20 protein-coding genes are annotated in these 25612 nt (G+C 66.1%); 11 read left to right on the forward strand and 9 right to left on the reverse strand.

Annotated elements, in window-relative coordinates; translation table 11 throughout:
* Window positions 1-34 precede the first annotated feature (34 nt).
* Window positions 35-1111, forward strand: a complete 1077-nt coding sequence (locus tag FJ418_RS10635) for a histidinol-phosphate transaminase (protein WP_246683005.1) — start codon at window positions 35-37, stop codon at window positions 1109-1111.
* Window positions 1112-1138: 27 nt separating this feature from the next.
* A complete protein-coding gene (locus FJ418_RS10640) occupies window positions 1139-2056 on the forward strand; it encodes an allantoinase PuuE (protein ID WP_246683006.1) in 918 nt (305 codons plus the stop codon).
* Between the two features lie 46 nt (window positions 2057-2102).
* On the opposite strand, the gene FJ418_RS10645 is transcribed toward FJ418_RS10640, so the two are convergent.
* The 3 genes from FJ418_RS10645 to FJ418_RS10655 form a co-directional block, all read right to left on the reverse strand.
* Window positions 2103-4520: an FAD-dependent oxidoreductase gene (locus tag FJ418_RS10645; RefSeq protein WP_140865322.1), complete on the reverse strand. Its 2418-nt coding sequence runs from the start codon at window positions 4518-4520 to the stop codon at window positions 2103-2105.
* Window positions 4521-4666: 146 nt separating this feature from the next.
* The gene (locus tag FJ418_RS10650) at window positions 4667-6322 is read right to left on the reverse strand and encodes an ABC transporter substrate-binding protein (protein ID WP_140865324.1); all 1656 of its coding nucleotides are present in this window, start codon (window positions 6320-6322) and stop codon (window positions 4667-4669) included.
* Window positions 6323-6506: 184 nt separating this feature from the next.
* Window positions 6507-7394, reverse strand: coding sequence for a LysR substrate-binding domain-containing protein (locus tag FJ418_RS10655; protein WP_140652546.1), 888 nt, complete (start codon window positions 7392-7394; stop codon window positions 6507-6509).
* Window positions 7395-7564: 170 nt separating this feature from the next.
* Between FJ418_RS10655 and FJ418_RS10660 the strand changes: the two genes are divergently transcribed.
* The 9 genes from FJ418_RS10660 to FJ418_RS10700 are packed head-to-tail and all read left to right on the forward strand — an operon-like array spanning window position 7565 to window position 18867.
* The gene (locus FJ418_RS10660) at window positions 7565-8962 is read left to right on the forward strand and encodes an MmgE/PrpD family protein (protein WP_246683007.1); all 1398 of its coding nucleotides are present in this window, start codon (window positions 7565-7567) and stop codon (window positions 8960-8962) included.
* Between the two features lie 8 nt (window positions 8963-8970).
* The gene (locus FJ418_RS10665) at window positions 8971-10212 is read left to right on the forward strand and encodes an FAD-dependent oxidoreductase (protein WP_140865326.1); all 1242 of its coding nucleotides are present in this window, start codon (window positions 8971-8973) and stop codon (window positions 10210-10212) included.
* 2 nt (window positions 10213-10214) lie between these two features.
* Window positions 10215-10481, forward strand: a complete 267-nt coding sequence (locus FJ418_RS10670; RefSeq protein ID WP_140652550.1) for a sarcosine oxidase subunit delta — start codon at window positions 10215-10217, stop codon at window positions 10479-10481.
* A complete protein-coding gene (locus tag FJ418_RS10675) occupies window positions 10478-13333 on the forward strand; it encodes a 2Fe-2S iron-sulfur cluster-binding protein (protein ID WP_140865328.1) in 2856 nt (951 codons plus the stop codon). Before FJ418_RS10670 ends, FJ418_RS10675 begins: the two co-directional genes overlap by 4 nt.
* Window positions 13334-13921 (forward strand): sarcosine oxidase, encoded by a 588-nt coding sequence (locus FJ418_RS10680; protein WP_140865330.1) that lies wholly within the window; start codon window positions 13334-13336, stop codon window positions 13919-13921.
* A complete protein-coding gene (locus tag FJ418_RS10685) occupies window positions 13918-14826 on the forward strand; it encodes a dihydrodipicolinate synthase family protein (protein ID WP_140865332.1) in 909 nt (302 codons plus the stop codon). The genes FJ418_RS10680 and FJ418_RS10685 overlap by 4 nt, the downstream gene beginning before the upstream one ends.
* Before the next feature lie 7 nt (window positions 14827-14833).
* Window positions 14834-15802, forward strand: coding sequence for a D-2-hydroxyacid dehydrogenase (locus FJ418_RS10690; RefSeq protein WP_140865334.1), 969 nt, complete (start codon window positions 14834-14836; stop codon window positions 15800-15802).
* A gap of 20 nt (window positions 15803-15822) precedes the next feature.
* On the forward strand, window positions 15823-17364 hold the full coding sequence (locus FJ418_RS10695) for a trimethylamine methyltransferase family protein (RefSeq protein WP_140865336.1): 1542 nt from the start codon (window positions 15823-15825) through the stop codon (window positions 17362-17364).
* A gap of 12 nt (window positions 17365-17376) precedes the next feature.
* Entirely contained in the window at window positions 17377-18867 is a 1491-nt protein-coding gene (locus FJ418_RS10700) for a D-aminoacylase (protein ID WP_140865338.1), read from the forward strand.
* On the opposite strand, the gene FJ418_RS10705 is transcribed toward FJ418_RS10700, so the two are convergent.
* From FJ418_RS10705 to hydA, 6 genes are read right to left on the reverse strand one after another with little or no spacing between them, the layout of a single operon-like run.
* Entirely contained in the window at window positions 18852-19517 is a 666-nt protein-coding gene (locus FJ418_RS10705) for an isochorismatase family cysteine hydrolase (RefSeq protein ID WP_140865340.1), read from the reverse strand. The two genes, FJ418_RS10700 and FJ418_RS10705, sit on opposite strands and share 16 nt — an antisense overlap.
* The gene (locus FJ418_RS10710) at window positions 19514-20797 is read right to left on the reverse strand and encodes a Zn-dependent hydrolase (protein WP_140865342.1); all 1284 of its coding nucleotides are present in this window, start codon (window positions 20795-20797) and stop codon (window positions 19514-19516) included. Before FJ418_RS10710 ends, FJ418_RS10705 begins: the two co-directional genes overlap by 4 nt.
* Window positions 20794-21948 (reverse strand): FAD-binding oxidoreductase, encoded by a 1155-nt coding sequence (locus tag FJ418_RS10715; RefSeq protein WP_140865344.1) that lies wholly within the window; start codon window positions 21946-21948, stop codon window positions 20794-20796. Before FJ418_RS10715 ends, FJ418_RS10710 begins: the two co-directional genes overlap by 4 nt.
* Complete coding sequence (locus FJ418_RS10720; RefSeq protein ID WP_140865346.1) at window positions 21945-23264, reverse strand: Coenzyme F420 hydrogenase/dehydrogenase, beta subunit C-terminal domain; 1320 nt, start codon at window positions 23262-23264, stop codon at window positions 21945-21947. Before FJ418_RS10720 ends, FJ418_RS10715 begins: the two co-directional genes overlap by 4 nt.
* A 7-nt stretch (window positions 23265-23271) precedes the next feature.
* Entirely contained in the window at window positions 23272-24186 is a 915-nt protein-coding gene (locus tag FJ418_RS10725; RefSeq protein ID WP_140865348.1) for a nitrilase-related carbon-nitrogen hydrolase, read from the reverse strand.
* Window positions 24171-25601 (reverse strand): dihydropyrimidinase, encoded by a 1431-nt coding sequence (gene hydA, locus FJ418_RS10730; RefSeq protein WP_140865350.1) that lies wholly within the window; start codon window positions 25599-25601, stop codon window positions 24171-24173. Before hydA ends, FJ418_RS10725 begins: the two co-directional genes overlap by 16 nt.
* Window positions 25602-25612 lie beyond the last annotated feature (11 nt).

Below are 25612 nucleotides of genomic sequence, written 5' to 3' on the forward strand. Positions count from 1 at the left end.
CTTGCGGACAAGCCGATAGCCGGACCTTTATGCCGTGCCCCTGAAAGCCACCGCCCATATCGAGGCCATGTCCGCTTTCGCGCTGGCGAATTTCGGCGGGTATGACCGGCCGACGCTGGCCCAGAACGAGAGCGCCTTCCCGCCCAGCCCCAAGGCGATCGAAGCCGGCCGGGACGCCGTGGCGCGCAGCCACCTTTATCCGGACCCGGACTGGACCTTGCTGCGCGATGCGATCGCCAGGGCCTATGGGGTCGATCGCGATCTTGTCCTGTGCGGCGCCGGCTCGATGGAGCTGATCGCCTGCACCTTAGCGGCCTTCGCCGGTCCGGGCACGCAGGTGCTGGGCACGGACTATGCCTATAATTTCGCCGCCTCGGCGGCCGCGCGCGTCGGGGCGACCTACGTCAAGGCCGCGGAGCGCGGCTTCGAGGTGTCGATCGATGCCATCCTTGCGGCTCTCACGCCGGCAACGCGCATCGTCTTCGTCTGCAACCCGGGCAACCCGACCGGCACGCGCATCAAGAACGCCGAGCTGCTGCGCCTGCGCGCTGCACTTCCCGGCAACGTTCTCCTGGTGATCGACCAGGCCTATGGCGAATTCGACGACCAGGATCCGCAAGCCGTCTTTGCGCTGGCCGGGCGCGGCGACACCGTGGTCCTGCGCACCCTGTCCAAGGCCTACGGGCTGGCCGGCGCGCGCATCGGCTGGGGGTTGTTCGCGCCGCAGGTCGCCGCCGAAGTGCGCAAGATGCAGAATTCCAACCAGGTCTCGACGGTGAGCCTCGCCATGGGTGTCGCGGCGGTCGAGGACCAGGCCTATACGCGCGGCATCGTGGCGCGCACCGCCGATATCCGCGACCGCTTCGCGCAGGGCTTGCGGGCCGCCGGATACGAGGTTCCCGAAAGCCGGACGAATTTCGTCCTGGTCCGCTTTGCCGACGCGGCGACAGCCACCACCGCCGACAACGCTTTGCGCGGCGCCGATATCATCACGCGCGGCCTCTCCGGTTACGGCCTGACCGACTGCCTGCGCATCACGGTCGGGCCGCAGGATGTCATGGACCGCACGCTGCGCGCCCTGACCGCCATGCGCGGCCGGCAATGCTGGTAGGGCTCCATCCGAGGGGATTTTCAAGACGTGACGTCACATATGCCGTATCTGCCTGCCCGCGATTTCATCGGCTATGGCGAGCAGCCTCCGCAGGCTGAGTGGCCCGGCGGCGCGAAACTGGCGCTCAACATCGTCGTCAACTATGAGGAAGGCGCCGAATACAGCATCGGCGAAGGCGACGGCGTCTCCGAAGCGATCCTCTCCGACCTTGCCGTGGCGCCCGCCGCACCCGGCCTGCGCAACCGCAACATGGAATCGCTTTACGAGTACGGTTCGCGCGTCGGCGTCTGGCGGCTGATCTCGCTGTTCCAGGACAAGGGTGTGATCCCGACCTTCTACGTCGTCGGGCGCGCGCTGGAGCTCAACCCGGCCGCGGGCAAGGCGATCGCGGCACTTGGCAGCGACATTGTCTGCCATGGCTGGCGCTGGATCGACTACGCGCCGCTCAGCGAAGAGGAAGAGCGCCAGCATATAGCCATGACGGTGGATGCGGTCCGCAAGGTCACCGGCATCGATCCGCAGGGCTGGTACACCGGCCGGCCAAGCCTCAACACGAGGCGGCTGGTGGTCGAACATGGCGGCTTCCTGTTCGACTGCGACGACTACAATGACGACCTGCCCTATTTCGTCGACGTCGGCGCCAAGCGGCACCTTGTCGTGCCGCACAGCTTCGACAACAACGACAGCCGTTTTTCGCGCGGTTCAGGCCTGGAGACGGGCAGCCAGTTCTTCGAATATGTCAGCGACGGCGTCGACTGGCTTCTGAAGGAAGGCCAGAAGACCCCGCGCATGATGACGGTGTCGCTGCATTGCCGGCTGGCGGCGCGGCCGGGTCGCATGATCGGGCTGGAGCGCTTCCTCGACAAGGTCACGTCCAATCCGGACATCTGGGTCTGCCGCCGCTCCGACCTCGCCCGCCACTGGCTGGGCCGGTTCGGCGGCTGAGCCGTCGGCGGCACGTCGCCGCCGGCCAATTCTCAAGCAGCGGCCACTACGACCGCAGCCGTTTGCCTTCCGGGTCGAACGGCGGATGCGCGAGCAGCACCGCGTCATGCGGCCGGCCAAGGATTGCGACGGTCACCTTGTCGCCCGCCTTGGCGGTTCCCGCCTTGACGTAGCCCATGGCCAGCGACTGATCGACGAAATAGCCATAGGCGCCGGACGACACCTGGCCGATCGGCGTGCCGTCCGGCAGGAAGATCGGCTCGCCGCCGGTGGCGTCGGCGTCCTTGGCCGAGACGGAAAGCATGATCAGTTCGTCCCGCGCCGGCTTGTCGGCGACGGCGAGATAGGCTTCGCGGTTGAGGAATTCCTTGTCCGTCTTGATCAGCCTGTCGAGCTTGACCTCCTGCGGCCAGTATTCCGGCGAATATTCGCGGCTCCAGCTGCCGTAGCCCTTCTCGACGCGCAGCGACATCAGTGCCCGCGAGCCGACCGGTCCGGCGCCGACTTCCGCGCCTGCCTTGAGCAGCGCGCGATAGAGCTCGACCTGATCGGCTGCCTGGCAATGCAGCTCCCAGCCAAGATCGCCGGTGAAGGAGACCCTCAGCGCCACGACATCGACGCCGGCGACCGCAATCTGGCGCGAGCGCATGAACGGGAAGGCCTCGTTCGACAGATCGTCATTGGTCAGCCGCTGCAGCAGTTCGCGCGATTTCGGCCCGGCGACGTTGAAGCCGCCAAGCTCCTCCGTGCGCGAGCGGAAGGTCGTGCCCGCCGGCAGCGGCACGGACTTGAAGAAGCGCTGGTGGAAGCGCTCGGCCATGCCCGACCCGATCACCATGAACTCGTCGTCCGCCAGCCTCGTCACGGTGAAGTCGCCGGCGATGCCGCCACGCTTGCCGATCAGCGGCGTCAGGCAGGAGTTGCCGACCTTGCTCGGCATGCGGTTGGCGAAGACCGCATTCAGCCAGGCTTCCGCGTCCGGCCCCTTCACCTCGTATTTGGCGAAATTGGAGATGTCGATGATGCCGGCATGCTCGCGCAGCATGCGGGCTTCGCGGCCGACCGGCGCCCACCAGTTCTGGCGCGTGAAGCCGATCGTCTCCTCGCGCGGCTCGCCTTCCGCGGCGAACCACAGCGGATGTTCCCAGCCGAAATTGAGGCCGAACACGGCGCCCATTTGCTTCTGCATCTCGTAGACCGGACGGGTCCGCACCGGACGGCCGGCGGCGCGCTCCTCGTTCGGGAAATGGATCTTGAAACGGTGGCTGTACTGGTCCTGCACGCGGGCCTTGGTGAAGGCCTTGCCGGCCCAATGGCCGAAGCGCGCCATGTCCCAGCCGAACATGTCGAGCGTCGGCTCGCCCTCGATCATCCATTCGGCCGCAAGCTTGCCCATGCCGCCCGATTGCGAGAAGCCCGGGATGATGCCGTTGCAGCAGAAATAGTTGCTGAGCTCCGGCACCGGCCCGAACAGCACCGCGCTGTCGGGAGACCAGATCATCGGGCCGTTGATCACCTTCTTGACGCCGGCGGTAGCGGCGGCCGGGACACGCTGGACGGCGCGCATCATGTTTTCCTCGATGCGGTCGAGGTCGTCGGGAAACAGCTCGTGGCCGAAATCCATCGGCGTGCCGTCCTCGGCCCAGAACTTCATGTTGCGCTCGTAAGCGCCGATGAGCAGCCCCAGGCCTTCCTGGCGCAGGTAATACTCGCCGTCGCGATCGGCGACCGACGGCAGGCGCCGGCCCATCGAGGCGATCTCGGGAATGGTCTCGGTGACGAAATACTGGTGCTCGGTCGGGATCAGCGGCAATTGCAGCCCGGCCATGGCGGCGACCTCCCTGCCCCACAGGCCGGCGGCGTTGACCACCCATTGCGTGCGGATGTCGCCCTTCGGCGTACGCACGATCCAGCTGCCGTCCGCTTGCGCCTCGGTCGCCGTGACCGGCGTGAAGCGATGGATCTCGGCGCCGCGCTGGCGGGCCCCCGCGGCATAGGCCGCCGTCACCCCCGACGGGTCGACATTGCCGCCCTCCGGCTCATACATGATGCAGCGAATGCCGTCGAAATCGACCAGCGGATGCAGCCGCTCGGCTTCATCGCGGCCGACTTCGTAGAAATTCATCTTGTAGCGCCGCGCCTTGGCTTCCTGCAGCCTCAGCTGATGCTCGCGCGCCTCCGTTTGGGCGAGATAGAGCGAGCCCGGCTGGAAGATGCCGCAGCCCTGGCCAGTCTCGGCCTCCAGCTCCTTGTAGAGCGCCATCGTGTAATGCTGCAGGCGGCTGATGTTGGTGGAATCATGCAGGCCGTGGATGTTGGCGGCCGCGTGCCAGGTCGAACCGGAAGTCAGCTCGCTGCGCTCCAGGAGGACCACATCCGTCCAGCCGAACTTGGCGAGATGATAGAGGATCGAGCAGCCGATCAGACCGCCGCCAATGACAACGGCTTGTGCATGAGTACGCATATCGAGGTTTCTTCCCTTTGTTCGGCGACTTGTCTCGCGTTCTTTCGAAACGCTCTGCGAGTTGGTTTAGCCGACTGGGCAATCACTGTCGCCGGCGAATTCAGGGGCGCAACACGCCCCTGAGATACTTGTCGCGATTGACCGCTTCAGGCCTTGTCCAGCCAGACCTTGTCCAGCTGCAGTTCAAACGTCTGATGCATGCCAAGGTTCTTCACATAAGCGGCGTGGTGACGGTAGAGCGAGCGCCAGAACGCCTGGACGAGGATGCCTGAGTCCTGCAGGATGAACTCGACGTCCTTCATCAGTTCCTTGCGCTTGGCCGGGTCGGCGATGGCCATCGCCTCGTTGAGCTTCTTGTCGAAGTCCGGATTGGCGTAGCCGGACTCGTTCCAGGCCTCGCCGCTGCGATAGGCGATCGCCAGCACCTGCACGCCCAGCGGCCGCATGCCCCAGTCGGTGGTCGACCACGGATATTTCGTCCAGTCGTTCCAGAACGAGGAGCCTGGAATGATGGTGCGCTTGACCTTGAATCCGGCGTCGCGCATCTGCGCGGCGACGACGTCGGCCGGATCTTTCACATAGTCGGCGTCATAGGAAATGAGCTCGAACTCGTGGTCTGTCTGGCCGGCCTCGGCCATCAGCGCCTTTGCCTTGGCGAGGTCGCGCGGGACTTTCGGCAGCGCGTAATACTCCGGATGGATCGGGCAGACATGGTGGTTCTCGGCAACCTGCCCGAGGCCGCTATAGCCGAGCTTGAGCACGGTCTCGTTATCGACGGCGAGCTGGATGGCGTTGCGCACCCTTTTGTCGTCGTAGGGCTTGTTGGTCACGTTGGTGCGCAGCACGATCGTGCCGGCGGTGACCACCTGCTCCTTGACCAGGCCCATGCTGTCATAGAGGTCGACGGTGCCGCCGACGGTCTGGTAGTTGCAATCGATCTCGCCGGCCTCGAAGGCGCTGCCGATGGCGGGGTTGGATGCATCCGAGCCGTAGTCGGTCCAGTCGACGCCATCGAGATAGGGCTCGCCGCCGAACCAGGTGAAGTCCTTGCGCCGCCGCACCGAAGCCGACTCGCCGACCTTGTAGGAGATCAGTTCATACGGGCCGGTGCCGGGCGTCTTGAGCATATCGGCGCCGTTCTTGTCGAAGTCGCGATGGACGATGACCGCCGGATAATCGGAAAAGCCCGGGATGATGGTGACGTCCGACTGGTTGCATTTCAGCTTCACCGTATGGTCGTCGAGCTTGGTGATGGCGCCGGCGGCCGCCTTCTTGGTGGCGGGATCGATCAGCGAGCCCATGCGGCCGGCCATCGAATTGCCCTCGGCCGCCTTGTCGCACCAGCGTTCGATATTATGGACGATGTCGTCGGCGTTGAAGTCGTCGCCATTCGACCATTTCACGCCCTTGCGCAGATGCAGCGTGTATTCGGTGGCGTCGTCGCTCACCTCCCAACTTTCGACCAGATGGCCCTCGAAGGTGAAATCGGTGGTGTAGCGGATCATGTAGTCGTTGCACTGGCGCATGACATTGGCGATTTCCGACCAGTCCCAGGCGCGCGGATCCTTCATATCCTTGATGATCATCTGCATCTTCAGGATGCCGCCCTTCTTGCCGGGCACGATCGCGGCGGCCTTGGCCGGCTCGATCCCCGCCATCGAGTAGGCGAGCGCCGTGGAAGCGCCCATCACGCTCGCCATGGCCAGGAATTCGCGGCGGTCCATCCGGCCGCTTTTGACTTCGGCTGCGTAGCTTTCGATGACCGTCGGGACGCGGTCACCGTTGCTCTTGAACATTGTCATCGTTGTTCTCCGGTTCAGGGCTTTTCCGCCCGTTACATTCCCCTTGCGGATACGCATGTTAGGGGCGATGCAAAAATCCCGGAAGGGCTCGGCCTTTCCCAAACCGCAGAAAGCCGGCCTTAAAGGCCTAAAAAAACAATGCCATTGGCCCGTCAAATTTTTGAAGGCGATGACGCTGCCGCGTTCAGGCAGCGTCTTCCCTGGCCCTGGACAGTATCCATTCCTTGACCGTGCGCGCGATGTTTCCCTTGGAAAGCTGGCTCTCGGTCAGATAGTAATTCCAGGGGCTTGGCGGCCGGACCGGAAACGGCTCGACGAGCAGCCCTCGGCGCATATAGGCATGCGCGAGCGAGCGCTGCGTGGCGACGAGGCCGGCCCCCATGGCGGCAAGCTCGAGCGCGATGTTGGAAGCATTGGTCGACAGGCCCTTGTCGTGGTCTTCCAGGTCGACGCCGAGCGCATCGGTCACCACCTGCCAATATTCCTGGCGGCCATGCACGAAGATCCAGTCCACCTTGAGCATATCCTGCGGCGTCTTCAGCGCATGCTCGCCCTCGAGCACGGCGGGAGCGCAAAGCAGGACCAGTTCGTCGTTCCAGAGCGGGATTGCCGAAGGCGGCCTGTCGTCGAAGCGCCGCGTTGAGATGGTGATGTCGGCGATCTGCTCGCTCAAGTCTTCCCAGATCGTGCCGTGCAGCACGATCTCGATCTCGGGGTGCTTCTTGCGGAAGGCGGCCATGCAGCCGGCCAGCCAGTTCTCGGCAAGGCTCATCGGGCAGGAAACGACCACCGTGCGGTTGCGCGAGGACGCGACGATCGCCTCGGTCGCCTGGTCGATCTGGTCGAGCGCCTGGCGCAAGGTCGGCAGGAACGCCTCCCCCATCTCGGTCAGCTTCAGGCTGCGCGGATAGCGAATGAACAGCTGCCGGCCGATATAATGTTCAAGGGCACGCACATGCGTGCTGACCGCCGCTTGCGTGTAGCCCAGTTCCTTGGCCGCCGTGGTGAAGCTCAAATGGCGGGCCGAGCTCTCGAACGAGCGGATATAATTCAAGGGGGGCGGCGGCTTCATCCGGGTCTCCTGCTCTAGAAGCGCCATAGCTATCGCATCGGCAACCGGCCATTCAATCGCAGACAAGCGACATGGCATCAATATTTTTGGTCAAAGCCGCCAAACTAATCGCGTGCTTGCGCGATGAACCCAATTTATTGATGTTGTGGAGAGACAGGGGAGATAAGCGCGTGGCTGTGCCGTCATACCGGCGTGAGGGGCCTGTCGTCAGTTCCGATACGTTCACGCGCCTCGCCGATTTCGTGCTGCGGCGCCCCGCTTCCGTCTTTCCCCAACCGGTGCTGGCACAGGCGCGTTACCTGCTGCTCGACACACTCGGCATCGCCATCGCGGCCGGGCCGATGGACGCGGGCCGGATCGCGCGCGACGCCGCCGTGCTGCTCTATGGTTCAAGCGATCCGCAATATTCGGCCCGCATGCTGTTCGACGGACGCCGCGCCAGCATTGCCGGCGCGGCCTACGCCGTCGCCACGCAGACCGACAATCTCGACGGCCACGACGGCTACAGCCCGACCAAGGGCCATATCGGCGTCGCGGTCGTGCCGGCGCTTGCCGCGCTCGCGGAAGCGAGGCCCGACCTTGCCGGGCCGGAGGCGCTGGCGTCCCTGGTCGTCGGCTACGAAGTCGCCGGCCGGGCCGGCATCGCCTTGCATGCGACGGTGAGCGACTACCACACCTCGGGCGCGTGGAATGCCTTGGGCGTGGCCGCCGTCGCGGCACGCCTGCGGCGGCTCGACGAAGCGCAATTGCGCGAGGCGCTCGGCATTGCCGAGTATCACGGCCCGCGCAGCCAGATGATGCGCGAGATCGCCACGCCGACGATGCTGCATGACGGCTCCGGTCCCGGCGCCCTCATCGGCCTTTCGGCGGCGGTGCTTGCCGAGCGCGGCTTCACCGGCGCGCCGGCGATCACGGTGGAGGCGCCTGACGTCGCGACGCATTGGCAGGATCTCGGCGTCTTCTGGCAGGTGCTGCACCAATATGTAAAACCCTACCCGATCTGCCGCTGGGCGCATGCGGCAATCGACGCGGTGCGCGGGCTCTGCCTGGCGCACAATCTCGCTCCGTCCGACATCGCCCGCGTCCAAGTCAACAGCTTCCATTATGCGGCCACGCTGTTCGACGGCATGCCGGACACGACTTCGAAGGCGCAGTACAGCCTGCGCTTCGCCGTCGCTACCTTCATCATCCATGGGCGCATCGGACTGGAGCATATTTCCGGCACCGGGCTCGCGGACGCCGCGGTCGCCGACATGCTCACCCGCATCACGGTGACCGAATCCGAGCGCCACAGCGCCCGCTTCCCGGCAGGTCGCTGGGCCGACGTCGTCATCTCGACCACGGACGGACGCGTGCTGGCGTCGGGCGACGTGCATGCGCGCGGCGGCCCTGAGGCGCCGATGACGGCGCAGGACGTCGAGGCCAAATACATGGAGTTCGCCGCACCAGTGCTCGGATCCGGCCGCGCCGCGGCGATCCGCGACGCGGTGCTCTCCCTCGACGACCGCGACAGCCGCTTCTCCGATCTCTCGGCGCTGCTCTACGATCCTCCCAAGACTTTGAGCTGAGCCGTGCAATGCCCCTCAGGCTTCTGAAATACGGTCTCAGCAGGGACTATCCGGTCAGCGGCGACATCCCCGCCACGCCCGAGCTGAAGCCGGCCTACGACGTCGTCATCATCGGCGGCGGCGGGCATGGACTGTCCTGCGCGCATCATCTTGCCAAATATCACGGCATAAAGAGCGTTGCGGTGCTGGAGAAAGGCTACCTCGCCGGCGGCAACACGGCGCGCAACACCACCACCATCCGCTCCAACTACATCACGCCTGAAGGCATCGCCTTCTACAAGGAGGGCGTCGAGCTGTTCGAGCGCCTGTCGCAAGAACTGGACTTCAACGTCATGTTCTCGCAGCGCGGCCAGCTCACGCTAGCGCATAGCGAGGCGACGATGCGCAGTTTCCACATGCGCGCCGAAATGGGCAAGCACATGGGCACGCGTACCGAGGTCGTCGACCAGAAGGGCGTCGAGGAGCTCTGTCCGCTGCTGAATATGGACTATGGCGGCCCGCTCGAAATCCTCGGCGGGCTCTGGCATGCCGACGGCGGAACGGCGCGCCACGATGCCGTCGCCTGGGGCTACGCCGCCCAGGCGTCGCGGCGCGGCGTCGAGATCCACCAACGCACCGAGGTGCAGGGCTTCGAGGTCGTCGGCGATCGCGTCCAGGCCGTCAAGACGAACAGGGGCCGCATCGCCTGCGGCCAGCTGCTGATCGCCACCGGCGGCATGAACTACGACGTGGCGCTGATGGCCGGCGTCGAGCTTCCCATCCGCTGCTATCCGCTGCAGGCGATGGTGACCCAGCCCCTGAAACCCTGGCTCAACACGCTGGTCTCGTCGGTGTCGCTGCACACCTATCTCGTGCAGTCGTCGCGCGGCGAGGTCGTCATCGGCGGCGGCTCCGATCCCTACCAGCTCTATTCGACGCGCTCGACACTCGACATGAAGGAGCACCTCGCCGAAGGCGCCGTCCACCTCTTTCCTTTCCTGCAAGGCGTGCGCCTGCTCAGGCAATGGGCCGGCATCACCGACATGACGCCGGACTACAGCCCGATCATGGGTGCGAGCCCGCTCGCCAATCTGTGGCTCGACTGCGGCTGGGGCACATGGGGCTTCAAGGCGACGCCGGTCGCTGGAAAGCGGATGGCCCAAACCATCGCCGAAGGTCGCGTGCCCGACATCCTGAAACCATTTGCATTGGAGCGGTTCGAGACCTTCAGGCTGCTCAACGAAATGGGCGCGACCGCGGCGAGCCATTGACGATGAAGCTTTTGACCTGCCCGATGAATGGCCCGCGCAACATCGACGAGTTCCAGTCCTTCGGACCGGTGCGCGCGAGGCCGGATCCGAACGACACCGCAGACAGGGAATGGTCGCGGCACCTGTTCCGCGCCGAAAACCGCAAAGGCATCGTGGTCGAGTGGTGGCGGCATGTGCCGAGCAACTATTTCTTCCTGGCCGAGCGCGATCTCGTCAGCAACGAGATCATCCGCACCTTCGACGCTTCCGAGCAGCGGGACCGCGCATGAACCGGCTGCCCGCCCCTTTCGGAAGCCGGATCGATCGAAGCCGCCGCATCCGCTTCACCTTCGAGGGCAAGCCCTTCGAGGGCTACGAAGGCGACAGCATCGCCAGCGCGCTCGCCGCTTCCGGTCAATGGGTACTGTCGCGCTCGTTCAAATACCATCGCCCGCGCGGCATCCTGTCGATGACCGGAGCCGACGCCAACGCGCTGGTGCAACTGCCGTCAGAGCCGAACGCCGCCGCCGAGCGCACGCCGATCAGCGAAGGGCTGCGGGTCAGCGCTCAGAACGTCAACGGCTCGCTCGAACGCGACCGCGACGCTGTGATCGACAGGTTCGGCCGTTTCCTGCCGGTCGGCTTCTACTACCGCGCCTTCATGGGTCCGCGCCGCGACAGCTGGCTGAAATTCTGGGAGCCGATCATCCGCCGCAAGGCAGGCCTGGGCGTGGTCGACACCAAGGCTCCGCATCGGCATTTCGACAAGACGCACCTGCATTGCGATGTTCTCGTCGTCGGCGCCGGCCCGGCGGGACTGAGCGCCGCGATTGCCGCCGCAGAGGCAGGAGCCGATGTGGTGCTGTGTGACGAGAACCCCGAGGTCGGCGGCTCGCTGAGCTGCGGCCGCTGCGATCCAGCCACCCTCTCCGGCCTGTCGTCGCGGTTAGAGCTGCTGCCCAATCTCAAGGTGCTGACCGGTACCGTTTGCAATGGCTGGTACGAAGACAACTGGCTGCCGCTGATCGAGGGCAATCGGCTTCATCGCACGCGTGCCCGCGAGGTGATCCTGGCGACCGGCGCCATCGAGCAGCCGGCTATCTTCCGCAACAACGACCTGCCGGGAATCATGCTCGGCGGCGCTGCCCAGCGGCTGATCCGGCACTATGGCGTGCGGCCCGGTCACAGCGCCGTGGTGCTGGCCGCGAATGAAGACGGCTACCGGACGGCGCTCGATCTGCTGGACGCAGGCGTATCGGTCGTCGAGCTCGTCGATCCGAGACCGGTCGGCGATGCCGGCCCGCTGGAGGCCGAACTCCGCGGCAAGGGTGTCGCCATCCGGAAAGGCGCAACCGTCGAGGCGGCGGAAGGCATGGCCGGAAACCGCCATCTTGCCCGCGTCCGTGTCGGCGGAAGCTGGATCGCCTGCGACCTGCTGGCTGTTTCGACCGGCCAGGCGCCGGCATGGCAATTGCCGTGTCAGGCCGGCGGCAAGGTCGGCTACGATGCCGGCACGCAAACGATGACGATCACGCTCCCGGAAGGTCCCGTCCAACTCGCCGGCGCCGTTGCCGGAACGGACGAGTTGCAGGACGCCATCGCCAGCGGCCGGCATGCAGCTGCAACCGCGCTTTCGCGGATCGGCCATGGAGTTGCGGTAGAACCTCCGGTCACGCCGAAGAGCGTTCGGCCGCGCTATGTGCAGCCGATCGCCGCCGATCCCAAGGGACGCGACTTCGTCGACTTCGACGAGGACCTCCAGGTCAAGGATCTGCAGAACGCGACCAAGGACGGCTATCGCGAGATCGAGCTGGTCAAGCGCTTCACCACCGTCGGCATGGGCCCGAGCCAGGGTCGCCATTCGGCCCTGGCGACCGCCCGGATCGTCGCCGAGGCAACCGCCCGGACGGTCGGCGAGATCGGCATCACCACGGCGCGTCCTCCGGTGGGGCCGGAAACGCTCGGCGTGCTCGCCGGCCACCACGAGGTGCTGGAACGCCGCACGGCGCTGCATGCGAAGCATGTCGCGCTGAACGCCGCGATGAAGCCGGTGGGCGCATGGTGGCGGCCCTATTATTACGGCGCTGCAAGCAGCGCCGAGGAAGCTGTCCGCGAGGAAATACTCGCCGTGCGCGAAGGCGTCGGCCTGCTCGACGTCTCGACGCTCGGCAAGCTGGAGATCCGTGGGCCGGACGCCGGTGAATTTCTCGACCGCCTCTACACGATGGCGCATGCCAACCAGCCCACCGGCCGCGTCCGCTACTGCCTGATGCTCAACGAGATGGGCTCGGTGATCGACGACGGCGTCGCCTACCGGATGGCTGAGGACCGGTTCTATGTGACGGCGACCACCGGGGCCGTCGCGCGCGTCTATGCCGACATGCTTTTCTGGAACGCCGAGTGGCGCCTGAAGGTCGATGTGCTCAACCTCACCGGCGCATTCTCAGGCCTCAACGTCACCGGACCCAAGGCGCGCCTGGTGCTTGAGGCGCTGGACAGCGACATCGATTTCAGCCGCGGCGCCTTCCCCTATCTCAGCGGCCGCGAAGGCATCGTCGGCGGCATCCCGGTGCGGGTCATGCGCATCGGCTTCACGGGCGAGCTAAGCTACGAATTGCATTGCCCTTCGAGCCTGGCGCCCAGCCTTTGGGACGCGGTGACGGCGGTGGGAAGACCACATGGCCTGCGTCCCTACGGACTGGAAGCGTCGCGCATATTGCGCCTGGAGAAAGGCCATATCCTGATCGGCCAGGACACGGATGCGATCACCACGCCCGACGAGCTGGGCTTCGGCTGGGCGATCTCGAAGAAGAAACCGTTCTTCGTCGGCAAGCGCTCCATCGAGATGCGCGCAAGGCTCGGGCAGACCCGCAAGCTGGTCGGCCTGCAATTCCCCGCCGGCAGTCGCAACATTCCCGGCGAGAGCTGCCTGGTGCTGCGCGGCGGCGCCCCTGTCGGCCAGATCACATCGGTCGGATACTCGCCGTCGCTCAGACGCCATATCGCGCTCGCCTATGTCCATGTCGACGACCAGGCGGAAGGCAGTCGCGTGACGGTGAAGTGCCGCAATGGCGAGCTGGTCGAGGCCCCGGTCGTCGCTCACACCTTCTTCGACCCGACCAACGCGCGGCAGGAGATCTAGATGGCCGCCGGCACCGCGACACGCGTCTACCCCTTCATGCCCGGCGGCGCGGCCGACGGCACGAAGCTGATTTCCGGCGCGGCCGCGCTGAGCGATCTTACAGACAAGCCGCGCTTCGGCCTGAAAGGCGGTGGCAGCGCCGCCTGGCTCGCCGCGCAAGGGATTCCGCTCCCGGCCGTCAATCGCATCGGCGACCACCGCGGCATGCGGGTCCTGCGCCTCGGCAACGAGGACATCCTGCTTCTCGCGGAGGACGCCGGCGAGACGGTCGCCGACTTCAAAAACACCTGGCACGTCGCGGCAGCGCCGAAAGGCTACTCCTCATGGCGCGAGGAAGGCTGGGCGTGGATGCGCCTTTCCGGTCCTCGCCTTGCCGAAGCGATGAGCGGGCTTTGCGCGCTGGACCTGAGGGCCGAAAAATTCGGCGCCGACGATATCGCGCAGACGCGCGTCGGCCATATCGAGGCCGTGACGTTTCGTTCGCCGGCAGGTTTCGACATACTCTTCGACATCACCGCCTCGGCCTACTTCGCCCGCGCCGTCGCGGCGATGGCCGGCCACACAGACCAGCATAGAGGACATTCATGACCCGCCCGCAAGGAACCATCGCCCCGATCCTGACGCCGTTCGAAGACGATGGCCGCATCGCGCGCGATCTCTGGATTTCTCATGCCAAATGGGTGCTCGGCCAGGGCGCGCATTTCCTGTCGCCCTTCGGCACGACGGGCGAAGCGCTCTCGGTTTCGCTGCGTGAGCGCGTGCAAGCGCTGGAATGGCTGGTCGAGGCCGGCATCGCGCCGGACCGGCTGATGCCCGGCACCGGCGTCACCGCGCTGCCGGAAACGGTCGAATTATCGGCCCATGCCGTTGGCCTCGGCTGCGCCGCGGTCATGGTGCTGCCATCCTTCTTCTACACCGGCGCCGGCGACAACGGTCAGGCGCGCTACTACAGCGAGCTGATCGAGAAGGTGGCAAAACCTTCGATGCGCATGATCCTCTATCACATCCCGCAGAACTCGGGCGTGCCGGTCAGCCCGGCCCTGACGGCAAGGCTGAGCAAGGCCTTTCCGGACACTGTGGTCGCCTACAAGGACAGCGCCGGCGACTGGAACAACACGGCCGCCGTTATCGCCGCCGCGCCCGGTATTTCGGTCTTTCCGAGTTCCGAGGCGCAGCTCACCAAGGGTCTGGCGAGCGGCGCGGCCGGCTGTATTTCGGCGACCGTCAATCTGAACGCCGCCGCCATCCGCCGCCTCTATGACGCGGCCCGGATGGGCGAGGACGTCGCCGAAGCGGATGCCGCCATCAAGGCGTTTCGGAAGGTGATCCAGGATGCCGGGCTGATCCCGGCGATGAAGGCGGTGCTTGCGGTCAAGTCCGGCGACCGGCGCTGGCTGAACCTGCGCGCGCCGCATGAGAATGCGACGCTGGAAAACGGCCAGGCGCTGCTTGCCGCCCTCGGCAGCGCCGCCGACCATATCGGCCGCAAGTGAGGTCGCGATGTCGGCGCGCCCAACCGTCATCTTGCACACCGACAAGCCGGCCGGCGCGCTTGCCGTGCTCGCCGAAACGCATCCGGACCTCGATATCCATGCCTGCGACACTTATGCCGGCCTTCCCGCGCTGATCGAGCGGACCGCCGCGGAAGTGGTCTATTCGATCCGTTTCGACGGCACGCCGCGCTATCCGCGCCAGGCGCTCGTCGAGAGCCCGACGGTGAAATGGGTGTCGATCGGCGGCTCCGGCACCGACCATCTCGGGCGTTGGGATCCTGCGCACGTGACCGTCACGAATTCAGCCGGCGTCGCGGCCGGCATGCTGGCCGAATATGCGCTCGGCGCAATGCTGTCCTTCTCGCTCGACCTTCGCGGTTTCGAGGGCCGGCAGCAGGCCCGCCAATGGGGCGGCGGCCGCGTCGAGCCGATCGAGGGCAAGACCGTCCTCATCCTCGGTCTCGGCAAGACCGGCGAGGCCGTCGCGCGCCGCGCGCAGGCGATGGGTATGCGCACGCTCGGCATCCGCGCGCGGCCGAAGCCGATGCCCGCGCTCGACGAGGTGCATGGCCCCGATGCGCTGCTGGCATTGGTTGGCCGTGCCGATTTCATCGTCTGCTGCGTGCCATTGCTGCCCACAACGCGCGGCTTGCTTGGCGAGGCCGCCTTTGCCGCCATGAAGCCGTCCGCCGTGCTGATCGACATTTCGCGCGGCGGCGTCGTCGAGGAAGCCGCACTGCTCGGCGCGCTCGACTGCGGGCGGATCAAGGGCGCGGCGCTCGATGTCTTCGCCACCGAGCCGCTGCCGGCCGGGCATGCTCTCTGGGCCTACGACAACGTCGCCGTCACGCCGCATTGCGCGGCGGTCTATGACGGCTGGGACATCAAGTCGGTGCGCATGTTCGCCGACAATCTGGCGCGCTACCGCAAAGGCCAGCCGCTGGAAAACGTGGTCAATCCGGAACGCGGGTACTGAAGCCGGAAGGGAACAAACTTATGTCACAGGACAGGCGTGGCGGCGGTCGCCGATCGAAACTCGGGCGCAGCGGTGGTGGCATCGCGCAACTGCCTTGGCAGAGCGTGAAAAACCCCTACCCGCTCATGCAGCTTCTCGACGAAGAGCGCATGGAACAGCTGCACAAGACCTCGATGCGCATCCTGTCGGAGCTCGGCATCCGCGTCATGAGCGAGAAGGTGATGGACCTGTTCGCCGCTGCCGGCGCCATCGTCGATCGCGAGGAAAGGACCATCAGGATCGATGAAAGCCTGGTGACCGAGGCCCTGCGCAACGTGCCGTCGTCCTTCACGCTGACCAGCCGCAACCCGGAAAAGCAGGTCCATCTCGGCGGCAATTCGCTGGTTTTCGGGCTGGTCGCCGGCCCGCCCAACGTGCATGACCGCATCAATGGCCGCCGCCAGGGCAATCTTCCCGACTACCAGAACTTCATCCGGCTGGCGCACCACTTCAACGCCATCCACATCATCGGCAACCAGGTGGTGGCGCCGATGGAACTGCCGGCCAATGCGCGTCACCTCGACACTTACCACGCCAATCTGACGCTCAGCGACCTCTCCTTCCACTGCACCGCGATCGGCCGCGCCAGGGCAATGGACGGCATCAACATGATGGCGATCGCCCGCGGCATCAGTGTCGAGGAGATGCGGACTTCGCCCGGCGTGACAACGATTATCTCGATCAACTCGCCTCGGCTGTTCGACGACGCGATGGCCGAAGGCCTGATCGCCATGGCTGAGCACGGCCAGCCGGTGACCGTCACGCCCTTCACGCTGATGGGCGCGATGACGCCGGTGACGTTGGCCGCAGCACTCTGCCAGCAGAACGCCGAAGCGCTGTTCGGCGTCGTGCTGACGCAACTCGTCAATCCCGGCACACCGGTGATGTACGGCGCCTTCACCTCCAATGTCGACATGAAGTCGGGCGCGCCGGCTTTCGGCACGCCGGAGAACGCCAAGGCCAACATCATCGCCGGACAACTCGCGCGGCGCTACAACCTGCCCTACCGCACCTCCAACGCGAACGCCTCCAACGTGGTCGACCTGCAGGCCGCCTACGAGACCGAGATGGCCACATGGGGCGCGGTGCTCGGCGGCGCCAATTTGATCTACCACGCGGCCGGCTGGCTGGAGGGCGGGCTGACGGCGTCCTACGAAAAGCTCGTGCTCGACGTCGAGATCCTGCAGAACATGATGGAGTTCCTGCGGCCGCTGCCGTTCCAGGAAGACGATCTCGGCTTCGAGGCGATCAAGTCGGTGCCGGCCGGCGGCCATTTCTTCGGCGCCGAGCACACCATGTCGCGCTACACCACCGCCTTCTATCAGCCGATGCTGTCCAACTGGCAGAACCATGGCGCCTGGGAAGAAGCGGGCGGCAAGGATGCGCTGGAGCGGGCGACCGAGCTCTGGCAGCAGGCCCTGCACGACTACGAGGAACCGGTCATGGACCCCGCGATCCGCGAAGAGCTCGACGCCTATGTCGCGCGCCGCCGCGAGGAGATCGCCGCCAACCCGGAAAGCTAGGAAAGCCGCCCAATGCCGTATGATCTCCTCATCCGCCGCGCGACGCTGATTTCCGGAGACGGTTCTGACCGCTTCGAGGCAGACATCGCCGTCACGATGGGCCGGATCGCCGCCATCGGCCGGCTGGACGATGCGCAGGGCATCGAGGAAATCGATGCAAAGGGCAAGGTGGTCGCACCTGGCTTCATCGACGTGCACACCCATGACGACGGCGCGCTGCTGGCACCGCGCGGCATGGATCCGAAGACCAGCCAGGGCGTGACCACAGTGATCGCCGGCAATTGCGGCGTCAGCCTTGCACCGCTGCTGCTCGACAGGACGCCGCCGCCACCCTTCACGCTGGTCGGCGGCCGCGAGAACTTCCGTTTCGACCGCTTCGCCGATTATGTCGCGGAGCTGAAGCGGCGCGGCATCGCCACCAACGCCGCCCTGCTCGTCGGCCACACGACCTTACGCCAGCGTTGCATGCCGGTGACCGATCGGCCGGCCAATGAAGCGGAAACGGTGGCGATGCAGGAAGCGGTCGCCGCGGCGATGGCCGAGGGCGCCTTCGGCCTCAGCACCGGCCTCGACTATCCGCCTGCCGTCAACTCATCGACCGACGAAGTAAAGGCCTTAGCCGCCACGGCGGCCGGCCTCGGCGGTCCCTATGTCACTCATACGCGCAACTATTTCGAGACGATGGACGAGGCGATCGAGGAAGCGATCGACATTGCCGACCATGCTGGCGGCAAGCTGTTCATCTCGCACCACCAGTGCACCGGCCGCGCCAATTTCGGCAAGAGCCGGCCCTCGCTGGAAAGGATCGACAAGGCGCGCGAAACGATGGACATCGGCATGGACGTCTATCCATACGCCGCGAGCTCGACGGTACTCCGGCTGGAGCGCTGCGACACCGGCTTGAAGATCCTCGTCACCTGGTCCGATCCGCATCCGGAGATGGCCAGGCGCGAGATCGCCGACATAGCCCGGGAATGGAACTGCACCGAGCGTGAGGCCGGTGAGCGTCTGCTGCCGGCCGGTGCTGTCTATTTCCAGCTCGACGAGGACGACGTCCGCAACATCATCGCGCATCCGCGCACCATGATCGGCTCCGACGGCCTGCCGCACGACATCCATCCGCATCCGCGGCTGTGGGGCACCTTTCCACGCGTGCTCGGGCACTACGCGCGTGACATCGGGCTATTCAGCCTGGAGGAAGCCGTATTCCGAATGACCGGCCTGCCCGCGCGTGAATTCGGCATCCAAGAGCGCGGCATCCTAGCGGAAGGCAATTTCGCCGACCTCGTCATCTTCGATCCCGAGACGATCATCGACAGCGCCACTTTCGAGGAGCCGCGCCGACCCGCCGCCGGCATCGAACATGTCTTCGTCAACGGCGTATCGGTCTGGCGTGGCGGCAGGGCGACCGGAGCGCTGCCGGGCGCGGTTCTCAAGCCCTCGGCTTCAAAGACGGTCGTCAGAGGCGCGTGCGGCTGCGGCGCCGATCACAGCGCCTCGTAAATCCGATCGACGCTCTCCAGCGTGTAGGCGAACTCCACCGGCCGCGTGCAGCGCCAGCCATCGAAGGACTGGCCGGCCAGCGCCTTCAGGGCTTCGGGCAGATGCAATATACCGCCGCCATAGAGCCGGTTCGCCATGTCGAGCATGCCGGTGCGGTGCATCGCCTCCGTCATGCTGCCGCAGGCTTCCTTGACCAGCCATACACGGAACCCTTGGTAAACCGCGTCGAACACGCTTTCGGTCACGCAGCTGTCGGTCAGCACGCCGGCGACGACGAGGTTTTCGATGCCGAGCACGGCGAGCCGCTGCGAAAGCTCGGTGCGGCGAAAGGCGCTCGGCCAGTGCTTGTGGATGACGATGTCGCCCGGCTGCGCCGCTACCTCGGCGCAGATCGCGGCGCCGTCGCTGCCTGCGACCGCAGAGCGGAATTCCTCGGTGAGTATCTCTTCCTGCCGGGCATAGCCGTCGCGTTCCTCCGGCTTCACCCAGGCCTGGGCGTGGATGACGGGCACGCCCGCCTTGCGGGCGGCCTCGATCAGGGCGGCAGCGTTGGTGAGCACGGCGTCGTAGCCGACGACCGGCCAGGCCGCGCCGGGACGGTATTCATTCTGCAGGTCGATGACGAGCAAGGCAGTCTTGGCGAGGTTCATGGCTGGTCCGGTGAGTTGTCGAAATCGGTGACGAAACGCAGGAGCAGCCGGATCGCCGGATCGAGGTCGGCGATCTCCATGCTCTCATGCGGATTATGGCTGCCGTTCTCGTTGCGCACGAAGAGCATCGCGGTCGGAATGCCGGCGCCGGCGAAGGTGGCCGCATCGTGCCCCGCCCCGCTCGGCACATGCGGCGCGCGCATTTGCAGTTCGGTGGCAGCACGGTCGAGCCTGCCGATCAGGTCCGGCGACATGGTCGCCGGTTCCCAGGTGAAGCGCGGCCCGGGCTCGAAGGTCACGCCGCGCGTGGCGCCCACCTTGGCGAAAATGGTCTGAAGCCGATTTTCGACCCACTCCAGAACGGCCGGCTCGGCGCTGCGGACATCGAGCGTGAAGCCAAGCTCGCCCAGCACCCGGCTGCCGCCATGCTGTGTCGGATCGGACTGCACGCGGCCAAAGGTGATCGTCGCCTCGTGGCCATCGCGTTCGAGCGCGTCCCACTCTGCCTCAAGGCCCGCAATCAGGTCGGCAAAGCCGAGCACGCTGTCATGGCGGGCAAAGCGCGGCTCGGCGCCGGAATGGGCATAGGCGCCAAGGCATTTCGCGTCGACATAGCGGAAGCCGCCGGCGATCCCCGTAACGATGCCGACCGGCGCTCCGGCGGCGACCAGACGCGGTCCCTGCTCGATATGCACCTCGACGAAGGCAGCGATCCGGCCTGCATCGATGCCTGGCACGCCGCGTCGGACGGCGTCAGGGTCGAAACCTTCCTCGCGCATGTGGTCGGCCAGCGTGCGGCCGCTATCCGAACGCCTGGCTTCCAGCGCCTGCGGATCGAGCAGGCCAAGCGCCGCCTGGCTGCCGGGATAGGAGAGCGGAAACCAGACCGCTTCCTCGGCGCGAGCTGCCAGCACGATGAGATCGCGCGCCAAGCGGATATTTTGCTCGACCAGTTCGGCCATTACCGCGAGCCCTGCCACGACGCCGGCGGCGCCATCGAAATTGCCGCCATGCGCCACGCTGTCGAGATGCGAGCCGATGACGATCGCCGACAGGTCAGGGTCACGGCCTTTCAGCGTCAAATAGAGATTGCCGGCGGCATCGACGCGCGCGACGGCGCCGAGTTTTTCCCCCTCGTTGCGCACGAAATCGTGGGCGAAGCGCTCGCCCGGTCCGTAAGCGACGCGCGTGATTCCCGGTGCATCGGTGGTGGCTTGCGCGAGTGTCTTCAGGAGACGCCCGGCCAGCCGGCCGCCGGCCGTCAATGCGGCGTTGCTCATGAGGCGGCCAGCCGAGATTGAGCACCGCGCAGCCGATGCGGCGTGAGTTCCGCAAGCGAAACGCCTTGCCTCGCGACATCGTCCGGCAGGCCGCCGTCGGCGATCAGGCTGGCGCAGACGCGCGACAGCGCCGGCGAGGTCTTGATGCCGTAGCCGCCCTGCCCGACCAGCCAGACGAAATCCGGCAACTCGTCGTCCGGACCGACCACCGGCGAGCCGTCGGCGACGAACGTTCTCAAACCCGCCCAGGAGCGCGACACGCGTTGCACCTCGATCGTCGTCGCCCGTTCGAGACGCTCGGCGCCGATCGCCACATCGATGTCTTCGGCAAAGGCGTCCACCGGCGCCGACGCTGTCGCATCGGCCGGCGAGACGAAGAGCTGCCCGGCATCCGGCTTGAAATAGAACTCCGCGCCGACATCGTTGACCAGCGGCCAGTCGCTAATGTCGAGACCGGCCGGCGCCGGAATGTTGAAGGCGGTGCGGCGCTTCGGCTGCAGGCCGACCGGACGCACTCCGGCCATCGCCGCGATCTCGTCGCCCCAGGCGCCGGCCGCGTTGACGATCAACGGCGCAAGGAATGTTTCCGCTTCCGTCTCGACCCGCCATTGCCCGCCCTGCCTGCCGATGGCTCTCACGCCGGCCTTGGTGACGATGCGGGCGCCGCGCGCCCGAGCGCCGCGCAAGAACCCCTGGTGCAGGCCGTTGACGTCGATGTCCATCGAATGCGGTTCGATGTAGGCGCCGGCGAGATAGTCCTCGCGCAGCACCGGCACGCGCGCGATCGCTTCGGCCGGCGTCATCGCCACGATCGATGGCACCAGCGCCTGCGCCGCCTCCAGATCCTCGCGCAGCAGGTCGAGCTGGTCGGCCCGCGCCACGGTGATCATGCCGCGCTTGCTGAGCAGCGGATAATCGCAAAAACCTGTCGGCGGCTCGGTAAGAAACGCCCGGCTTGCCAGCACGATGCGGCGGATGACGCCATTGCCGTAGTTCTCGGTGAAGCTTGCGGCCGAACGTCCCGTGGTGTGGTAGCCGCAATGGCTCTCGCGCTCGAGCAGCACGACTTTCGAAGTGCGCGAAATCTCATAGGCAGCACCGGCGCCGGCCATGCCGCCGCCGATGACGATCACCTCGGTCTGCTCGCTCATGGTTGCCCATCCTTTGAAACTGTTTCGCGCTGCACAGCAGGCGGCTCGCCCAGGCGGCCGCGCCGGGCTCGATCGCGGGCGCCACGTCCCTCGGCCAGATTCTCGGCCGCTGAATTCTGTGACGCGCATTCGCGCAAGGCGAGACCGGTGACGAAAGGCACCGGCTTGCCGGCGATCTCCATGCCCTTCAGCCGCGCCCAGACCGCGCGGCGTTTGCGCACCTGATGCGACTGCAACTCGCTGATCTCGGCGATCCCGCTCTCCCGCTTGATCTGCACCGCGCCGGCCTCGACAGCCGCGTCGAACAGCTCCCGCCCGCGCTTGGTGCGCACGATGACACCGTTGAGCGGCTCATCCTCGACAGCCGGTCCGCCATTCAGCCAGGAATCCGATACCGCGATATCCGCCACCTGGCCGATCGCGTCGGGGCAGATCTTGCAGCGCGGCTGGATCATCCATTTGTCCTCGTCCTCCCAGAGCTGCCGGTAGCTGATCTCGAAGGCGCGGCCGTCTTTGGTTTCGATGCGGTTGAGTCCGGGATTGCCATGGCCCCGGTAGCGGAACAGAGCAAGCTCCTCCTCGCCGAGGCCAAAACGCTGCAGCACCTGTTCCGACTTGGTCAGCTCCGAGGCGCCGCCGCAGACGAAGGCGAGCGCATAGCGCATCTGCTCGTCGACGCGCGGATCGAGCCGCGCCAGATTGCGCACGGCGGTGATGTCGCAGGGCTTGGCGATCAGCGCGAAAGGCTCGCCGCGGTCGAGAATGGCGTTGAAATCCACCAGCGTCGCCGCCGGCCCATAGCGCGAGCCGGCGCCTTCGAGCACGGAAGCGGCGTCGTAGCTCAGCTTGCGTTCCGTGCGCATCGGCATGGAACGCGAGGCCGCGACATGCAGCACGAACTTGACCCGTCCCGAACTGAGCAGGAACTGTCCGAGCGCCGTCAGCGCCCCGCCGCCGGAGCCAATATACCGCACTGTGGGATTTCCAGCGGAGCCAAGCACAAGCCGTTCGACCGATCCCCAGACCGTGTCCGCCAACGCGGCGTCATTCATCTGCGCCGGTGGCGGACCGGCGATGCGCGTTCCCGGGCAGATGGCGTTGATCTTCGCCAGTGTCGACTTGTTCAATTCCTGCAACGCCACGGGCCGCTCGCGCCCCTCCGGCGTCATCACCATGTCGACGTGGCCCGCACCTGCGATCGAACGGCAGAGGCCACAGCCGATGCAAAGGCCGTTTCCGACGATCTCGCCGAGCGTCAGCGGATCGGTCGAGGGCGGCGGTGTGCCTTGGCGTTGGCTTGTTTCGACGAGGCCCATCGCGGTCTCAGACCGGTTCCGAGATGCGCTTGTATTGATCGGGGCGGCGATAGAGCGCGAAGTTGAAATTCACTTTCCGGCAGGTCTCGATCAGGTCCAGATCGGCGCGATGGACGATGACTTCGTCGTCGAGCGACATTGCCAGTGCCGCGATCTCGCCGGTCGGCGCGATGATGCAGGAGCCGCCGATCAGCGCCTGCCCGTCTTCCAGACCCGCCTTTGCCGCGGCGGCGACCCAGAGCGTGTTCTGGTAGGCTCCGGCCTGCATCGGCAGATGGTTGTGGAACATTCTCAGATGCGCCAGAGCCGGCGCTTCGTCGAGCAAAAGCGGCGTGTTGTAGCCGAGCAACGCCACCTCGGCGCCGTTGAGACAGAGCATGCGATAGGTTTCCGGCCAGCGGCGGTCGTTGCAGATGGCAAGCCCAACACGCACGCCGCGATAGTCGAAGACCGGAAAGCCGAGATTGCCCGGCTCGAAATAGCGTCGTTCGAGATGCGTGGTCGTGCCCGCCTCCGGCTCGCTCGAACCCGGCACATGCATCTTGCGGTAGCGGCCGATGAAGGCGCCGTCCGGCCCGACCAGATCCATTGTATTGAAATGGCGCGTGCGGCCCTCTTCCTGCACCAGCTCGCAATAGCCCAGCGCGAAGCCAACCTTCAGGCGCGCGGCGGCATCATAGAGCCGCCGCGTTTCCGGCCCCGGCATCGAGGCTTCGAAGAAGGCGTCGATCTCGGCCTGGTCGTCGATGCGCCAGCGCGGGAAGAAAGTGGTGAGCGCCATTTCGGGAAACACCGCGATCTCGGCGCCGGCGGAAGCAGCCTTCTCCAGGAGATGCACTAGGCGCCCGACCGTCTCGGCGCGCGTGGCGCTGCGCTGGATCGGTCCGGTCTGGCAAACGGCGATGGTCAGGCATCGAGCCATGGTGTCCAATCCTCGACTGGTTTTCTGAGATGCGCCGGATCGGCGGCGGTCCGTGCCACAAAGCGCCCGAAGCCCGGTTCGGCCTGCAGCTTGCCGTCGGCGACCACCGGCACGCCGCGCACCAGGACGGTGGTTGGCTTGCCGGTGACAACCCTGCCCTCGTAGGGCGTGAAGTCGACGCGCGAATGCAGCGCCCTGTGCCCGAGCGTCCAGCGCGCCGTCGGATCCCACAGCGTCAGGTCCGCGTCGAGCCCGATGGCGATGCGACCCTTGCGATCGGCGAAGCCGTAGATCGAGGCTGCATTGCGCGAGGTGAGGTCGAGATAGCGCTCGAGCGTCAGGCGGCCGGTGAGCAGCCCTTCCGAAAACAGCAGCGGCAGGCGTGTCTCGATGCCTGGAATGCCGCTCAGTGTCGTGGTGAAACCGGGTGTCTCGGACTGCCCGATCTTGTCGGCGAAATAATATGGCGAATGATCGGACGACCACAGGTCGATGCCGCCATTGATCAGCTCTTGCCACAGATGCTCATGGCTGCGCGGCGACCGCGGCGGCGGCGAGAAGACGAAGCGCGCCGCATCGATTGCCGGGCGATCGAGATCGGCCGCGCCGAGAAAGAGATATTGCGGGCAGGTCTCGGCGATAGCGTCGACGCCGCGCATCTTTGCCCGCGCCACCTCCTCGGCCGACTGCCAGGACGAGACATGCACGATGGTCATGCGCGCGCCGGTCATCTCGGCGAAGGCCAGCGCGCGATGCGTCGCCTCGCGCTCCATCGTCTCGCTATGGGCAACGACATGATAGCGGATATCGATGCGGCCGAGATCGATCAGCCGCTGGCGCGTGCGCCGGATCGCGGCGTCGTTCTCGGCATGGACCATGACGATCCAGCCCAACCGCCTTGCCGTATCGAGAACCTTGAAGAAGAGGTCGTCGTCGACGGCGAAACCCTGATAGGTCATGAACAGCTTGACCGAGGCAGTGCCGCGCTGGGCGAGCGCGCCAAGCTGAGCCTCGACATCCGCGCCGGTGCCCATGGTGACCACGGCATGCAGCCCGTAGTCGATCACCGCGCGTCCCGCCGCGCGCTGCAGCGCGCGGTCCATGGCGCCGACAGTCGTCATGTCCTGCCCGGGCATGCCGAATGGAACTATGCAGGTCGTGCCGCCAAATGCGGCGGAGATCGTGCCGGAATAGAAATCGTCGGCATTGCCGGCTCCACCCCAGACCGGCTGATCGAGATGGCAATGCGCGTCGATGCCGCCGGGCATCACCCAGCGGCCGCCGGCGTCGATCGCCTTCTCGGCGGAAAGACCCTTGCCGATGGAGGCGATGCGGCCATCGTCGATACCGACGTCGCACTCGGCCCAGCCGTCGTCGAGCGCCACGCGCCCGCCCTTGATCACCAGCTCATGCATTGGCGTACCCT

This window comes from Mesorhizobium sp. B2-8-3 (genome assembly GCF_006440815.1).
Classification (GTDB): Bacteria; Pseudomonadota; Alphaproteobacteria; order Rhizobiales; family Rhizobiaceae; genus Mesorhizobium.

Coding starts and splice junctions, on each gene's coding strand:
- FJ418_RS10655 (WP_140652546.1), bottom strand. CDS start 7,394: ATGAAGCCGCCGCCCCCCTTGAATTATATCCGCTCGTTCGAGAGCTCG.
- FJ418_RS10685 (WP_140865332.1), top strand. CDS start 13,918: ATGACCCGCCCGCAAGGAACCATCGCCCCGATCCTGACGCCGTTCGAA.
- FJ418_RS10680 (WP_140865330.1), top strand. CDS start 13,334: ATGGCCGCCGGCACCGCGACACGCGTCTACCCCTTCATGCCCGGCGGC.
- FJ418_RS10670 (WP_140652550.1), top strand. CDS start 10,215: ATGAAGCTTTTGACCTGCCCGATGAATGGCCCGCGCAACATCGACGAG.
- FJ418_RS10715 (WP_140865344.1), bottom strand. CDS start 21,948: ATGAGCGAGCAGACCGAGGTGATCGTCATCGGCGGCGGCATGGCCGGC.
- FJ418_RS10725 (WP_140865348.1), bottom strand. CDS start 24,186: ATGGCTCGATGCCTGACCATCGCCGTTTGCCAGACCGGACCGATCCAG.
- FJ418_RS10645 (WP_140865322.1), bottom strand. CDS start 4,520: ATGCGTACTCATGCACAAGCCGTTGTCATTGGCGGCGGTCTGATCGGC.
- FJ418_RS10675 (WP_140865328.1), top strand. CDS start 10,478: ATGAACCGGCTGCCCGCCCCTTTCGGAAGCCGGATCGATCGAAGCCGC.
- FJ418_RS10665 (WP_140865326.1), top strand. CDS start 8,971: ATGCCCCTCAGGCTTCTGAAATACGGTCTCAGCAGGGACTATCCGGTC.
- FJ418_RS10650 (WP_140865324.1), bottom strand. CDS start 6,322: ATGACAATGTTCAAGAGCAACGGTGACCGCGTCCCGACGGTCATCGAA.
- hydA (WP_140865350.1), bottom strand. CDS start 25,601: ATGCATGAGCTGGTGATCAAGGGCGGGCGCGTGGCGCTCGACGACGGC.
- FJ418_RS10710 (WP_140865342.1), bottom strand. CDS start 20,797: ATGAGCAACGCCGCATTGACGGCCGGCGGCCGGCTGGCCGGGCGTCTC.
- FJ418_RS10700 (WP_140865338.1), top strand. CDS start 17,377: ATGCCGTATGATCTCCTCATCCGCCGCGCGACGCTGATTTCCGGAGAC.
- FJ418_RS10695 (WP_140865336.1), top strand. CDS start 15,823: ATGTCACAGGACAGGCGTGGCGGCGGTCGCCGATCGAAACTCGGGCGC.
- FJ418_RS10720 (WP_140865346.1), bottom strand. CDS start 23,264: ATGGGCCTCGTCGAAACAAGCCAACGCCAAGGCACACCGCCGCCCTCG.
- FJ418_RS10690 (WP_140865334.1), top strand. CDS start 14,834: ATGTCGGCGCGCCCAACCGTCATCTTGCACACCGACAAGCCGGCCGGC.
- FJ418_RS10705 (WP_140865340.1), bottom strand. CDS start 19,517: ATGAACCTCGCCAAGACTGCCTTGCTCGTCATCGACCTGCAGAATGAA.